The sequence below is a fragment of the Streptomyces sp. NBC_01549 genome (genome assembly GCF_026339955.1).
In the GTDB taxonomy this organism is placed as follows: Bacteria; Actinomycetota; Actinomycetes; order Streptomycetales; family Streptomycetaceae; genus Streptomyces.
The window spans coordinates 1,217,469-1,231,155 of the sequence record NZ_JAPEPW010000002.1 but is presented as its reverse complement, the minus strand read 5'-3'; the positions used below and the strand labels follow the sequence as shown (position 1 = coordinate 1,231,155).

At 69.4% G+C, this 13,687-nt stretch carries 15 protein-coding genes and 1 pseudogene; 12 read left to right on the top strand and 4 right to left on the bottom strand.

The features are described from left to right. Window positions 1-376: 376 nt before the first annotated feature. The 4 genes and pseudogenes from OG819_RS58770 to OG819_RS40390 all read left to right on the top strand — a co-directional run. Window positions 377-769, top strand: a pseudogene (locus OG819_RS58770) (radical SAM protein); the annotation flags it as partial. 202 nt (window positions 770-971) lie between these two features. Further along, window positions 972-1,400, top strand: coding sequence for an SPASM domain-containing protein (locus tag OG819_RS58765; RefSeq protein ID WP_323139411.1), 429 nt, complete (start codon window positions 972-974; stop codon window positions 1,398-1,400). A 13-nt stretch (window positions 1,401-1,413) separates the two neighbouring features. Beyond that, window positions 1,414-2,616 carry a methyltransferase domain-containing protein gene (locus OG819_RS40395; RefSeq protein ID WP_266654113.1) on the top strand — a complete coding sequence of 401 codons (1,203 nt, stop codon included), beginning with the start codon at window positions 1,414-1,416 and terminating at the stop codon, window positions 2,614-2,616. 177 nt (window positions 2,617-2,793) lie between these two features. After that, a complete protein-coding gene (locus OG819_RS40390) occupies window positions 2,794-2,940 on the top strand; it encodes a hypothetical protein (RefSeq protein WP_266654111.1) in 147 nt (48 codons plus the stop codon). Window positions 2,941-2,981: 41 nt separating this feature from the next. On the opposite strand, the gene OG819_RS40385 is transcribed toward OG819_RS40390, so the two are convergent. Continuing rightward, window positions 2,982-4,160 carry a tetratricopeptide repeat protein gene (locus OG819_RS40385; RefSeq protein WP_266654109.1) on the bottom strand — a complete coding sequence of 393 codons (1,179 nt, stop codon included), beginning with the start codon at window positions 4,158-4,160 and terminating at the stop codon, window positions 2,982-2,984. Window positions 4,161-4,556: 396 nt separating this feature from the next. Between OG819_RS40385 and OG819_RS40380 the strand changes: the two genes are divergently transcribed. From OG819_RS40380 to OG819_RS40350, 7 genes are all read left to right on the top strand, one after another. After that, window positions 4,557-6,077: a radical SAM protein gene (locus OG819_RS40380; RefSeq protein ID WP_266654107.1), complete on the top strand. Its 1,521-nt coding sequence runs from the start codon at window positions 4,557-4,559 to the stop codon at window positions 6,075-6,077. Next, window positions 6,067-6,762: a hypothetical protein gene (locus OG819_RS40375; RefSeq protein ID WP_266654105.1), complete on the top strand. Its 696-nt coding sequence runs from the start codon at window positions 6,067-6,069 to the stop codon at window positions 6,760-6,762. Before OG819_RS40380 ends, OG819_RS40375 begins: the two co-directional genes overlap by 11 nt. Beyond that, window positions 6,759-7,559: a hypothetical protein gene (locus OG819_RS40370; RefSeq protein WP_266654103.1), complete on the top strand. Its 801-nt coding sequence runs from the start codon at window positions 6,759-6,761 to the stop codon at window positions 7,557-7,559. Before OG819_RS40375 ends, OG819_RS40370 begins: the two co-directional genes overlap by 4 nt. Before the next feature lie 17 nt (window positions 7,560-7,576). Further along, window positions 7,577-8,407 (top strand): PfkB family carbohydrate kinase, encoded by an 831-nt coding sequence (locus tag OG819_RS40365; protein ID WP_266654101.1) that lies wholly within the window; start codon window positions 7,577-7,579, stop codon window positions 8,405-8,407. Between the two features lie 21 nt (window positions 8,408-8,428). Then, complete coding sequence (locus tag OG819_RS40360; RefSeq protein ID WP_266654099.1) at window positions 8,429-9,358, top strand: nucleoside 2-deoxyribosyltransferase; 930 nt, start codon at window positions 8,429-8,431, stop codon at window positions 9,356-9,358. Next, entirely contained in the window at window positions 9,355-9,855 is a 501-nt protein-coding gene (locus OG819_RS40355; protein WP_266654097.1) for a hypothetical protein, read from the top strand. Before OG819_RS40360 ends, OG819_RS40355 begins: the two co-directional genes overlap by 4 nt. 86 nt (window positions 9,856-9,941) lie before the next feature. Continuing rightward, window positions 9,942-10,247 (top strand): MazG nucleotide pyrophosphohydrolase domain-containing protein, encoded by a 306-nt coding sequence (locus OG819_RS40350; protein ID WP_266654095.1) that lies wholly within the window; start codon window positions 9,942-9,944, stop codon window positions 10,245-10,247. Between the two features lie 284 nt (window positions 10,248-10,531). Here the strand turns inward: OG819_RS40350 and OG819_RS58760 are convergent, their stop codons facing one another. From OG819_RS58760 to OG819_RS40330, 3 genes are all read right to left on the bottom strand, one after another. After that, window positions 10,532-10,966, bottom strand: a complete 435-nt coding sequence (locus tag OG819_RS58760) for a hypothetical protein (protein ID WP_323139410.1) — start codon at window positions 10,964-10,966, stop codon at window positions 10,532-10,534. A gap of 155 nt (window positions 10,967-11,121) precedes the next feature. Further along, a protein-coding gene (locus OG819_RS40335) for an IS5 family transposase (protein WP_266655512.1) occupies window positions 11,122-11,930 on the bottom strand; the annotation gives its coding sequence in 2 pieces (ribosomal slippage) (window positions 11,122-11,597 and window positions 11,597-11,930; 810 coding nt in all). A 4-nt stretch (window positions 11,931-11,934) separates the two neighbouring features. Beyond that, window positions 11,935-12,558, bottom strand: a complete 624-nt coding sequence (locus OG819_RS40330) for a hypothetical protein (protein ID WP_266654093.1) — start codon at window positions 12,556-12,558, stop codon at window positions 11,935-11,937. 178 nt (window positions 12,559-12,736) lie between these two features. Between OG819_RS40330 and OG819_RS40325 the strand changes: the two genes are divergently transcribed. Next, window positions 12,737-12,943: a hypothetical protein gene (locus OG819_RS40325; RefSeq protein ID WP_266654091.1), complete on the top strand. Its 207-nt coding sequence runs from the start codon at window positions 12,737-12,739 to the stop codon at window positions 12,941-12,943. Window positions 12,944-13,687 lie beyond the last annotated feature (744 nt).

The window sequence follows — 13,687 nt, the reverse complement described above, 5'->3', positions numbered from 1 at the left end:
CAGATGCACCCCACCCAAGACCAGCGCGTCACCGACGCCCTGCATGCCGGCAGCACCAAGCCGATCTGGAACGCCAAGGGCAGGGAACTGAAGCCGCAGTTCTTCCCCGACCAGCTCTCCTCGATCCTCGGCATGACGCTCGCTCCACAGGCCCGCGCCACCGCGCTGCTCTTCCCCCGCGTCGCGAAGGACGCCGAGCCCCAACTCGTCCCGGCGCCGCGCGCGCTGGAGGAAGAGGACTTCTTCACCAGCAAGACCGAGGACCGCTACCCGGACATCTTCCGCCTCGCGCCGGACAAGGAGGCCCCGGCCACCGACCTCGCCGACCAGCTCGCCCTGCTGCCGCGCCGCGCCCTGGTCCTGACCCACGACAGCCGTGCCTCCACCGAGCTACTCGCCAAGACCGCCGAGGCCTGCTGTCCGAGTAAAAGCGCCCCCGAATTGGCCGGTCTCCTTCCTTCGAAGGGGCGGCCGGTCCACCGTGGAACACGACCGAAGGGAACGGCCCGTGACGATCGCACCCGAAGCACCGACGACAACGCCCCTTATCCCCACCTTCCTGGAGCTGGAGGTTACCGACCGCTGTCAGCTCACGTGCCCGACGCTCTGCTTCGTCAAGGCGGGTCCGACCCAGGGACACGGCACTATGGCGGTCGAGGACTGGAAGCGGGTCATCAGCGAGGCCGCCGCCCTCGGCGTCAAGAAGATCCAGCTGATCGGCGGGGAAGCCACGCTCCACCCGGGCTTCGTCGAGATCGTGGAACACGCCCTGGGCGAAGGGCACAAGGTAGAGGTGTTCTCCAACCTGTACCGCGTCCGCCGCGACCACTGGACGCGAGCGGCCCGGTGTCTCCCTAGCGACGTCCTACTACGCCGACACGGACGAGGGGCACGACGCAGTCACGGGGCGCGAGGGCTCCCACGCCGCGACCCGCGCGAACATCATCGAAGCGCACCGCCGCCGGATCCGCGTGCGGGTCGGCATCGTGGACGTGCTGGACGGACAGCGTGTCGCAGAAGCCCGCGCGGAGCTGGAAGGGCTCGGTATCACGGAAGTCCACGTCGACCGAGTCCGAGCCATCGGCAACGCGGTCAAGGGCGAGGGGCTGCCGTCCACGTCAGAGCTGTGCGGCCGGTGCGCGAGAGGGACCGCCGCGATCCTGTCGGACGGTACCGTGACCCCCTGCGTGATCGGCCGCTTCCTTTCGGCCGGGCACGTCCAAGGCACGCCGCTGGAGCGGGTGTTCGCCTCGCCGCAGTGGCAGCAGGTCGCCGCGAGCATCCCGGCCGGCCGCCTCGACCCGTGCGGCCCCGACTGCGGTCCCAACGACGACAGCCAGGGCGGTGGCGGAACCTGTGGCCCCGCCGACGACAGCGTCATCCCGAACTCTGCGGGCTGAAAGGCAGGACCCTTTGAAGGACTGGGAAGCAGCAGCACAGCGGTTGGCCGCCGGTACCGTGATCCGGCCCGAGTCACGCTGGTATCAGCCGCTGGCCACGACCCCGCGGCACCTGTTCGTGCCGCGGTGGTGGACCAAGGCCACGAGCAGCGACGGCGAGGCCGTGTGGAAGCTGCGCGATGGCGCGAGCGACCCCGAGGCGTGGCTGCGGGATACCTACGCCGACACCACGCTCGTCACCCGCGTCGGAAACCTCCACGCCGACCACGCCGAGGCGGGCCAGACGCCTGCCCGGGGACGAGCGGGCCGCTCCACCTCGTCCTCCACGCTGCCCGCGCTGGTCCTGACGATGTACCGGGCGGCGTGGATCACCGACACCTCCCGCGTGCTGGTGACCTGTGGCAGCGGCTACGGCACCGCCCTGGCCTGCGCTCGGCTCGGTGAGGAGCAAGTCACGAGCGTGGACGTCGATCCGTATCTCGTACAGGTAGCACGGAAACGGCTGGCCGAGGCCGGCCACCATCCGCGTGTCGAAGTCTGCGACCTGACTGGCGACCTGCCCAAGGGCACCTACGACCGGATCATCTCCACCGTCGCCGTGCCAGCCGTGCCCACGTCGTGGCTCGAGGCGCTCGCCCCCGACGGACGCCTCGTGACCACCATCACCGACACCGGGCTGGTCATCATCGCGGACAAGACCTCCGACGGCGGCGCCGTCGGCCGCGTCGCACCGGAGGCGGCCGGGTTCATGTCCGCGCGCCACGGCGAGGACTACGACAACACCTTCCCGGAGAACCCGCCACTGTGGCAGACCGCCCAGCACGCCGACGGCGAGAGCATCACCACCAGCCGCTACCCGCTGATGTACGTGCCGGACACCTGGGACGTGCGCTCCACCCTCGAACTCCTCGCGCCCGGCATCGACCACCGCCAGCACACGGCGGACGACGGCACCCGCACCGTCTACATGCTTCACACGGACGGCTCGTGGGCACGCGCCACGGCCGCCGGGCGCAAGGACTCCCCGACCGTGCACCAGGGCGGGCCCCGGCGGCTGTGGGACGAGCTGGACCGCATCCGCACCTGGCTCGTCGTGGACGGCGACCTTCCCATCCGCGGCGCCAAGGTGACCATCACCCCCGACGGAACGGCCACGTTCTCCCGGAAGGGCTGGTCGTCCACCATCATCGGCGCGGCCAGCATGTCCGCCCCGTAGAGCCCTTTCGGAAGATCCAGTGTCGCGTACGCCGAGGTCCGTCAAGGCACCCCAAGACCGTCACGGCCATGAACGCTGAGCTCGCGCTACAACACGGCCGCCGCGCGGCACCTCACCGGCGAACCAACTGGTCTGTGGAGCGACGGTGTCCACCTGACCGAGCTCGGCGACACCATCTTGCTCCAGCAGACGGAACGGCTCCTCGCCGATCACCGCATCGTCGAACAGCTCCTGGCTACCTGCTCCCGTAGCCTCTCCATCTTGCAGACCTGGGACGGGGACACGCACTGGGCATTTCGGCGCTGGCGGCTGGTGCTCGCATAGGACACCGGCTCCATTGCGGGATGGCGCCGGCCGGACTGGTCTCAAGCGAGGGCTGCGGCGCGACTTCTGAGTTCTTGTGCTTTGGGATTGTTCGGGAGGCGGCGTAGTCGAACGGACATGTCCTGAACGGCCGAGCGAACTTTGATGGAGCGGATGCCCTCAGCGCAGTCGAGGAACTCGGACCACGTCGTGAGAGCGCCGTCCGTGTTTCCTCGGCGCAGGCGGACCCCCGCGAGGTCGGCTGTGACGATGGCGCGGGTACGTCGGCGGTCGACCCCGTGGAAGTTGAGGGCGAGGAGAAGGTGTTCCTCGGCGGCGGTGAGGTCGCCGAGGCGGTTGAGGATCATGCCGGTTTCGTGGGCCCAGCGGCCTGGGGAGTAGTGGGCGGCCCAGGAGTCGGTGGGGCCGGTCTGGGGGCGGCCGATGGCGGTTTCGGCAAGGGCGAGGTGCTGGGAGGCAAGGCGACGGTCGTTGTCCTGAGCGGCGGCGTTGGCCAGTGTGGCGTTGTAGTAGGCCACGGCGCGCGGATTGTCGAGGTCGCGTCCGTAGGTGACGCAGGCTTCGCTGAGCTGGACGGCTTCGGCGTGGTAGCCCAGGTCGATGCAGTGGACCGCGAGCCCTCGCAAGGCGGTGGCTGCGAGTTCGCGGTCGCCGGCTTCGGCGGCGAGCCCGTAGGCGTGGGCGTAGTAGCCCTGGGCGAGGCCTTGAAGCTCGGGGGAGTCGCCTTCGTCCTGCGCCATCCAGCCGGCGAGGTGGGCGAGCTGGGAAGCGGCAGCGAACAGCTCTCTGCCAGTGGCCTCCGTGTACTTTCCGTTCAGCCACGGTGCGACGTCTTCAGTGAGGTAGCGCACGGCGAGGTGGCGCGCGTGTCCGCCGCCGAGCTCGGACGCGGAGTCGCCGAGGCTCTTCACCATGATCTTGACGGCGGCCACTTCGCCGCGCCCGACGCGGACGGCTCCAGCGGGTGCCCTGTGGACACGACGGGTGATGCTGTCGGGGTCGGGCAGGCCGAGGGCGGCGAGGGCGTAGCCGCTGGACGCGGTGAGGAACTTCCGGCGGTCCACCTCGAGGTCGCTCCTTCCCAGCTGGATGACTGAGGCCACGGTATCGGCGGGGGCCGGTGTGAGGGGCGGTTGCGGGACGCCTCTGGCGTCGGGGTCGAGTTCGAGGACGCGGGCGACGTAGGGCCACCAGTAGTCGGGCGTACGTTCGCCGGTCATCCACTTGCGCGCGTACTGACGTTGTAATCGGTCGGGTCCGCTGCCCTCGGCCCGGCCCACAGCGCGTGCCAGCTGGGTCGGTCCCCAGCCACGTTTCCGGCAGGCTGAGCTGATCAGGTACGCGAGGTGCTGTGCGTGCGGTGCAGGGGTCATCCCGTCACCCCGTCCCTGGACTACGCGGGACTACGGAGGACTACATCTTCCCCTCTTCCGGGGGCGCGCACGCGGAGCTTGACTGAACTTTCCCTCCGCCCGAACAGCGTTCCTGAACAAGGATGTTGACACGCTCATGACCCGGCTTCCGGCCGAGGACGTTCGCGTGAGCCAGGTGGAGCGGGCCGCCCGCGTCGGTGCGGACGGCCCGGCCCGATCAGCTGGTACTGGAGAGGAGTCTCGGTGACCGCCCCTGTGGTGATCTTGGACTGCTACACCGTCGAGCCCAGCGGCCTGGGCGTCCCCCCTTACTTGTCCGCATACGTGCGGCAGGCGTATGCGGCCCTGCGCCGGGCCAGGCCCGACGCCGAGGTGAAGTACGTGACGATCGACGATGTCCGCTGGTGCCTGGCCGGCGGCCGTCCCGCGGTGGAGCCGCCGCTGAGCGACCGGCTGACGTACTCGGCGACCGTCAACCGCGACAAGGCGGTGGAGCTGCTGCGCGACGCCGACATGGTGGTCGTGGTGGCGGGCGACAAGGTCCCGTCGGTGCACCTGCACGCCGTCAACGCCGGACAGGACGACATCGCCCGCGCGATGGCCTGCGTGCGGGGCCGCCGTTACCTGCTTGGTCCGATGGCCACGTGGGCCCTGTCGGAGCCGGCTTCCTGGGCCGGGCTGTTCGACGCGGTCCACACCCACACCGTCACCGCGTCCACCCTGGCCCTGGGGAGCCGCGAGCCCGCCCCGTACGGGCAGCTGGCGACGGACCGCGACTCGTTCGCCGAGTTGATCGGACAGATGCCCTGGGCGCCCGTTGCCGAGCTGGAGCTGTACCGCGGCTGCACCCGCAAGGCGTTCTGCCGGTTTTGCAACGAGCCGGCCAAGGCGCCGACGGTCGCGCACCGGGCGGTCGAAGACGTCCTGGCCGAGGCCGGGCAACTGTACGACGCGGGGGTGCGGCACTTCCGGCTCGGCCAGCAGACGTGCTTCTTCTCCTACCAGGGCCGCAGCGAGGAGGCGATCCGGGCCCTGCTGGGCGGAATCCGGGAGCTCGGCCCGGACCTTCAGATGCTGCACATCGACAACGCCGACCCGTTGGCCGTGGCAGCGCCGGTAGGCAAGCGGATCGCGGTCACGGTCGCCGAGTTCTGCACTGAGGGCAACTGCGCCCCGATGGGGATCGAGTCGTTCGACCCGGCCGTGATCGAACGCAACACCCTGACGTGCACCGAGGACATCCTGCTGCGCGCCGTCGAGCACGTGAACGAGGCCGGCGCCGAGCGCGGGCCGGACGGGCTGCCCAAGCTGTTGCCCGGTCTCAACCTGATCTACGGCCTGCCGGGCGAGACCCACGCCACGCACCTGGCCAACCTCACCGCCCTGCGGCGGATCTACGACGCGGGGCTGATGTGCCACCGCACCAACGTCCGCCTGGCCCGCGCGTTCCCAGGCACTCCGCTCGCGGAGGAAGAGGCGAGCCTGGAGGGACTGCCGTCCGCGGAGCACTTCGCCACCTGGAAGGCTGACATCGACCAGCTGTGGGACCGGCCGATGAAGGAACGCGTCTACCCGGCCGACCTGGAGATTCCCGGCGTGCACGCCTATTTCGTCGACGAGCGCGGCACCTGGTTCCGCCGCCTGGGCTCCTACGCGATCCAGATCGTCGATCCCGGCGCCGTCGTCCCGGTGGGCACGCCGGCCGACATCACCGTCACCGGGCACGCCCCGCGCGTCATCTACGGCACCCACCGTGCCCGCTGATCCCGCAGTCACCGGCAGGGCGGTGCGGCGTCATGTGGGCGTGTTGCTGCCGTGGGCCAACGTGGCGGTGGAGGAGGAGTTGCCGCAACTCGGCGAGCCGGGCGTGGTCTTCCACTACGCTCGGCTCGTGCCGGCCTCCCGCACGACCGCCGTCGACGACTCCTTCTGGCACGGGCTGCGGGCCGCCGCCACCGGTGCCGTCGACTCCATGCGCCACCTGCCGTTGGACGCCACCGTGCTGGCGTGCACCTCCGCCGGTTTCACCGGCGGGCCGGAGCTGCCGCCGGGCGTGATCACCGCCTTCGACGCCCTCACCACCACCCTGCACCAGCGCCACGTGGCCAGCGTCGCACTGGCCACCCCCTACCCCGAGCAAGTCGCCCAGACCGAAGCCGAAGCCCTCGCAGCCCACGGCATCGAGGTAACCGGCAACGCCAGCCTCGGCCTCGACGACGGCTACCCCCACATCACCACCGCGCAGATCCTCACGCTGTGCGACGGCCTTCCGCCGGCCGCGCTGGCCGAGGCCGACGCACTCGTGCTGTCGTGCACCGGTTGGCGGACTCTGACCGCTGCGGCCGCCCTACAGGCACGGCTGCGCATCCCCGTGATCTCCTCCAACCTCGCCCTCGCCCTCGCCCTTGCCACCCACACCCACTCGCCCGCTCCAGGAGCAGCGCCGTGACCGTCACCAGACCCACCAAACGCAGCGACGACCGCGTCCTGGCGTTCGTCACCCGCGCAGCCGCCCTCGACGACGTCCGCGCCGAGGTGGAGGCCAACCACGACCACAACCGCTGGTGGCCGCCCACCATCACCGACCCGCGCATGCGGATGCTCGCGGCCGGCTGGTCCACCCGGATCAACTACCGCATGGTCGACACCTACGCGGCCGTCCTCGCACACGCCGACACCATCGGCTTCGACGCCCTCACCGACCTCGATGACGACCAGGCCCGCGACCTGGTCGCCCCGCTCGGCCTGACCGAAGCCCGCCTGACCTACCTCTACTCCCTGGCCGACACCCTGGCTCGCTGGGACAAGGACGGCACCGACCCGGCCGCCTGGGACGCCAAGGTCTTCATCGCTGCCTTCGCCCGCGAGGTGCGCGGAGCCTCCTACAAGGTCGCCCAGTGCGCCGCCCTGTACGCCCGCGGCTACCACTGCGGCATCATCCCCGTCGACTCCGGCATGGTCACCACGCTCGCCCCCGCCCTCGGCTTCACCCTCCCCTCCGGCCCCGCCGCCCACGAACACCTGCGCACCCTGCTGGAGCACGCCGTCGCCCGCCACACCGACGCCCTGCGGACCCTGGCCGCGGGCCAGGATGTCACCATCCCGGTCGAGGCGGCGCCGGCCTGGTGGACCCACCTCGTGTTGATCTACTTCAAACGCCTCTACCTCAACCGGCCACCCGCCCGCCTGTGCACGCGCCGTCCTACTTGCGCCGCTCTGACCGACTGCACGCACACCCGGACCTGACCGAGGAGAGAGCCGCGATGCAGCGCACCATCGTGATCGGCAACATCTCCCTCGACCACATCCACCGTCCCGGCCACCGGCCGGTACACCAACTCGGCGGCGCCGCCCTCCACTTGGCCGCCGCGGCCGCCCGCGCCGGACTGACGGCCGCGCCCGCCGCCGCCGTCGGAGACGACCTTTCCACTCTGGCCGACGACACGCGTCTTCCCAGCCTGGACTGGAGCCTCCTCTACCACGCCTCCGAGCCGTCGGCCGCGTTCACCATCCACTACGACGAAACGGAAACCGTCACGGACGTCGACACCGACTACGGGGCCGCCGGGCACCTCACCGCCCACGCCATCCACGTGATCGACCGCCATCCCCGGGCCGTCTTCCACGTCAGCTGCCGCCACCCCCTTGACGTCCCCACGGTCCTCGAAGCACTGACCGCACAGGGCTGCGCCTTCAGCCTGGACTTCCACCTCCCCAGTGCCCCCCAGCTCATCCCCGCCGCCATCCCCTGGCTTCACCACGCGACCACGATCTTCGTCAACGCTCAGGAACACGCGCTCCTCAGCCACCACACCGGCCGCCCAAGCCCGTGCCTGGAGACCGTCATCACCGACGGCCCCCGCCCCGCCCGCGTGCTCGCGCACCGCCACGCTCCACGACCTGTCGCTCCCGCCACCGTTCCCACCGTCCGGCAGATCACCGGTGCCGGGGACACCCTGGCCGGCGCCTACCTCGCGCACCGCGCGCGACACCTTCCACCAGCAGCCGCCCTCGACCTCGCAGTCCAGGCCGCCACCCGCCACACGGCCCGGTTCCCTCTTACCGTCCCCGCACCACGCCGCGCCACGTCCTGACCCGTAGCAGGAGGCCGCCCGATGCACTACGTCGCACACCGTCTCTTCGCCGCCCACGACCGCGCCCTCGCCGCCGACCTGGCCGACCGCCTCGCCGTCAAGCTCGGCGAAGACCAGGTCTTCCTCCCCTTCTGCGACACCGACGAAGAGGACCTCATCGCCGACATCAAGGGCAAGCGCCTGTTCGAACTCGACCGCGACCGCCTCCGCCGCATCCGCGCCCTCATCGCCATCGTCCACGGCCCCAGCCCGGACGACGGCGTCTGCATGGAGATCGGCTACGCCGCAGCCCTCGGCGCACCCGTGATCGTGATGACCACCGACTTCCAGGACCACTCCGCCACCCTCCACGGCCCACGCTCCGTGTTCCCCGATCCTCTCTTGGACGCCCTCGCCACCCGCATTGTCCGCGTCCCCCGTCTCGGCACCCCCGGCGAGCCGACGGGCGGCAGCCGCTTCGCAGACTTCGCCGCCCGCAACCACACCCAGATCCAGGAGGCCACCGAGGCCTGCGTCGACGCCGTCGTCCAACTCCCCTCCCCGGCCGCGGCAACATCCCGCCCATCCCGAGACGCCCACACGGTGTTCGTCGAACCCAGCCCGTACACCCCAGCACGCGCCGGACTTCCCGCCACCACGGGGACCACGGTCCTCCATCCGACCCGCTTCGACGCCGGCGACCCCTTCACGGCCGCGCGCCACGACTGGGCCACCGCTCTCCGCTCCACCCGCATCGTCGTCGACACCTCCGGCCCCGAGACCCCGCCCGGAGCCGCCCTTCTCATAGGGGCCGCCTGCGCCACGGGCCAGCCGGTCGCCGCGTATCTGCCACACAGCACTTACACCCACGCGGCAGGCCGCGAGCCCAACTTCCGCAACCTGATGATCCAGTACGGCGTCGACGCCGTGCTCCGCACACCGGACGAGGTGACCGCGTGGCTCGGCGGATGACTCTGCAGGAGATCGCCGGCCACCGCACGGTCGTACTCGAAGGCGGCGACGGCGTCGGCAAGAGCACGCTGGCCGACCTCCTCGTCACCCAGCACGACTTCACCGCAGCTCACTCACCCCGCACGCCCGACCATCAGGACCTGACCAGCCGCTACCGTGATCTCCTCGCCCAGCCCGGCCGGCTCGTCCTGGACCGCAGCTTCGTCAGCGAGCTCGTCTACGGCCCTCTTTACCGCGACCGCTCCCGCCTCACCTGGGACCAGGCACTCGAACTCGCCGGCCTCGTCACCACCCGCGACGGAGTCTTCCTCCACCTCACCGCCCCCGCGGCCATCGTGCACAGCCGTCTCAAGGCCCGCGACGGTCAGGCACCCGATCTGGAGGCGATCGCCGAACTATCCCGCGCCTACCAGCGCGTCTTCCGGCTCCTGGACAGTCATGCGACGGTTTTCACCTACAAGACGGCGCCAGAAGCTGGCTGCCGCCCCACCGGCTGACTCCTGTCCCGTTCTTGCCTCTCCGGCGCCTGAGCCTCGCTACTGTTCCCCGAGAACGCCGCACTGCACCGTCAAGGGGATCTGCCGTGGACATCGCCGAGGCACAGAAGCTCGCCTGGGAGAACAAACTCGCCAAAGGCTTCAACACCACCGACATCGCTATGGAGTTCGGTTTGCTCACGGCCGAGGTCGGCGAGGCATTCACGGCGTGGCGCAAAGGCCTGCCCGACCACGGCGAAGAACTCGCCGACGTCTTCCTCTACCTGACGGCGATCGCGGAGATGCAGGGTGTCGACCTCGCCGACGCCGTCAGGCAAAAGATCGCGAAGAACACACGTCGCGAGTACGCCCCCGGCTCCAATGGCGCACTGATGCGTACCAGTCAAGATTGAACCTGAGCGCGGAGAACTCCAGCCGCTGCGCGGGGAGCGGCAGGTCGACGATGACCAGCGATCCGGCGCAGGAGACCAGTGAGCCGCCGTACATGCTGCGCATGCCCGGGGGGTCATGCCGCCAGATGCGGCCCTTGCTGGGGCGTCCCGCGACCATACCGGCGGCGACCTGCCGCTGACAGGACCCGCACTCAACTCGGGGCAACTTCCTACAAACCAGTGTGACCGGGCCAGGCCCGACATGCAGCAGGTTTCGGAGGTCTATCGCCGGAGGCGCTGGGGTCTCACCAGCGCAGGGCGACTCCCCTGCCATTGCTGCGGCGCCCGAGGGCGCGGAGTTTCTCCATCTTGTCGATCTGGTAGGAGACTGATCCCGTACTCGCCAGTCCTACGTCCTGGGCGATCTGCCGCAGCGTGGGCGCCTCACCGTGCTCGGCCACCCAGTGCCTGATGCTCGTGAGGATTCGCCGTTGCTGATCCGTGAGGCGTTCCTCAGCCTCCTGCAGTTCCCGGACCCGTCGGCGCAGGTCGACTCGCGCCGAGGGGCTCCGGCCGGCCTCCGTCTCCCAGAAGGGATGGGCGGCCAGCCTGACCGACAAGGTCTGAAGTCGTCGACGCAGCGCGGTCGTCTTGACCGGTCTGCGCTCCAGGGCGGAGTAGGTCCGGTTCCAGTCGTACTGAGCCTGGAGTAGGTCGATCGGAAACGTCGTGCGAGCCATACGTTGAATTAGAGCACGCGTTCGAATTCTATCGCTAGGGCAGGGACTCGGCAGGTCTCGGCGGGCGAGGTCGAGCCCCGCTGGATTTGACTCAGCAGACTTGGAGGACCTCGTTGCGTAGGGCACGCAGCAGGGTCAGGGCGTCCTTAGAACTCCTAACAAAGTGAGAGGTTCCTCAGTCGTCGCCAGCAGATGATGCTGCAGGCCAGGCGGAGGAAGGCTTCGTGGATGTCGTCGCGTATCTCCCAGCGGATACGTAACCGGCGGAACCAGTGCAGCAGCGCGAAGCTCTGCTCGACCACCCATCGGTGGATGCCCAGTCCTGAGCCGTGTTCGGTGCCGCGGCGGGCGATGACCGGGGTGATCCCGACCGCCCGGACCTGCCGACGGTACTTGTCATGGTCGTATCCCCGGTCGGCGTAGAGCCTGACGGGGCGCCGGCGGGGCCGTCCGCGTCGCCCGCGCACTGGCGGAATGGCCTCAATCAGCGGCATGAGCTGGGTGACGTCGTTGCGGTTACCGCCGGTCAGCGACGCGGCCAGCGGGATACCGTGCGCTTCGGTGATCAGATGATGCTTGGAGCCTGTTCGGGCACGGTCGACCGGGCTCGGTCCGGTTTTGGGCCCCCCTTCATGGCCCGCACGTGGGAGCCGTCGATCACCGCCGTCGACCAGTCCAGGGCGCCTGCGGCATTCAGCTCGGCCAGCAGCGATTCGTGTAGACGCTGCCAGACACCCGCGTCGTTCCAGTCACGCAGACGCCGCCAGCAGGTCATGCCGGAGCCGAATCCCAGTTCCTGGGGCAGGAACTCCCACGGAATGCCGGTGTAGAGCACGAACAGGATGCCCGACAGCACCTTGCGGTCGTCCAGACGCTTGCGCCCCGGGTGATCGGTGCGGCGCGGCACAACCGGCAGCAACGGCTCGATCCGCGCCCACAGTTCATCGGACACGATCCACGGCAGCTGCTCACCACTTCTCACATGAAGGCAAACACTCCGTCAGATACATACATTCCGAGGGCAGAAGCGTCTTTTTGTTAGGAGTTCTTAGTGTCGGCGTCGGTGAACGCATGGATCGCCAGAAGGACGGATTGGCCAACTGATTGTGCAGGGCATCGGTCAGGACGTAAGTGATGCGGGCCGCCGGGTCCCCATTCATCTCCGCGACCAGCCGGCACGTCTCGGCGTGGTCCATGGTGGCGTCGATACCGAAGACAGAGAGCAGGATGTGGTGGAGTGTGTGCTTCCCGTAGGCAGCCAGCAGCGCGGGCAGCGGCCGTTCACCGGCGCCGCCCGCCAGGGCCGTCAGGGCTCCGTCGTCGTTTCCGACAACGGCCTCCAGGGCGGCCAGTGTTCGCCCACGCCCCCAGCCACCGCCGAGGAACTGGAACAGTCCCTCGCCCACGTCTGGATCGTCGCCGTCGAGATCAAGGTCGAGGAGCGCGTCGCCAAGCGCACCGATTTCCGCGGCAGCTTCACCACCGTCGCGGGCACGCGCGTCGACGCCTCCGGGGTCTACTGCCGCGCGTGCCGACGCCCGTACGAAGACGTGGCCGCTGCCGACTGCGAGGCGCTGATCGACAACCGGCACCTCATCGGCGGCGACCAGAGCGTGCGCGCGAAGAGAGAGGTGCCCACCCCGCCGCCGAACGCGTACCACGGCAAGCACAGAGCCCTGAACCGCTACACCCGGGGTACCCGCAAGCCGCCAACCCGATCACCGGGAAGAGCGTCGGGAAGGCTAGACGCGCCCGCAGCTGGGCAGCATCATGACCAAGGACCCGACGATGGCGGTCGTCCTCTCCCTCGACGCCTTCGACATCGGCACGAGCCAGTCGAAGATGGCGTCCGTCTTCAGCAAGCGGCAGCCGTCCACCGCACCATCGCGGGTCGCGCGGACTCGCCCGAAGACGCCATGGCCCTCGTCATGGAGGAGCATGGCCGGCTCGACGACCGGCGCGGCGCATCAGCCCTGAAGAGGAAGCGGCGATCTTCGCTCGGGTCGACGAGCTCAACGCCCGCATCGCCGAGATCATCGAGCAGTACGGTCTAGGCTCGTCGGCATGGGTATCGACTGGGAGAACATGCTCGGCACAAGCGGCAACAGCCTCAACGGCGCATACGACAGCGCGGTCTGTGGAACGTCGCGTAATTCCCCAGCCGGAACTTCACGGAATGGGCCGGGTCCATCGCGGTGCCGATGCCTTCGTCCTCATGCGGACGCCGGAGCTGCTCCTCGTTCCCCACGGTCGCCAGGGTTTCCGGGCCGCCTGATAGCCGCCGATCATCAGGGCTGGTCAGGGCGGTCAAGGGTGGGCGAATGCCCAGCGCGAAGCGCCGCCGCAGGCGCCCTTGAGGGCACTGTCCAGCCCCACACTCAGCAGTCGGGCGGCCCGTCACCGGCCGCAACCAACTGGGGAATTACGTGGGGTCGACGGTGCCTCTGATGGGGAATTGCATGAACGCTCACACGGTCTCTGCGGTCATCTACAGCGAGGACCCCGGGGACGGCGGTCGGCCACTCCCAGTCGGCGAAGAGCACGACGACGCAGACGGCCTGCGCTGACCTGAACGCACACACGGAGACACCCCGGTGAGACAGAGCCCTGAGGATGTCGATCTCCTCGAAAACGAGGAGAAGTCCGCCCCTCCGGTCCCTGACGATCGCCTCGTCCGCTTGCTCTGCTCGGTGATCACGGACATGGTTTACAGCAGAGCCG

Bases quoted from the DNA above. Each gene is read 5' to 3' on its own strand.
- OG819_RS40385 (WP_266654109.1), bottom strand. From the start codon at position 4,160: ATGACCGGCGAACGTACGCCCGACTACTGGTGGCCCTACGTCGCCCGC.
- OG819_RS40365 (WP_266654101.1), top strand. From the start codon at position 7,577: ATGCAGCGCACCATCGTGATCGGCAACATCTCCCTCGACCACATCCAC.
- OG819_RS40360 (WP_266654099.1), top strand. From the start codon at position 8,429: ATGCACTACGTCGCACACCGTCTCTTCGCCGCCCACGACCGCGCCCTC.
- OG819_RS40355 (WP_266654097.1), top strand. From the start codon at position 9,355: ATGACTCTGCAGGAGATCGCCGGCCACCGCACGGTCGTACTCGAAGGC.
- OG819_RS58760 (WP_323139410.1), bottom strand. From the start codon at position 10,966: ATGGCTCGCACGACGTTTCCGATCGACCTACTCCAGGCTCAGTACGAC.
- OG819_RS40325 (WP_266654091.1), top strand. From the start codon at position 12,737: ATGACCAAGGACCCGACGATGGCGGTCGTCCTCTCCCTCGACGCCTTC.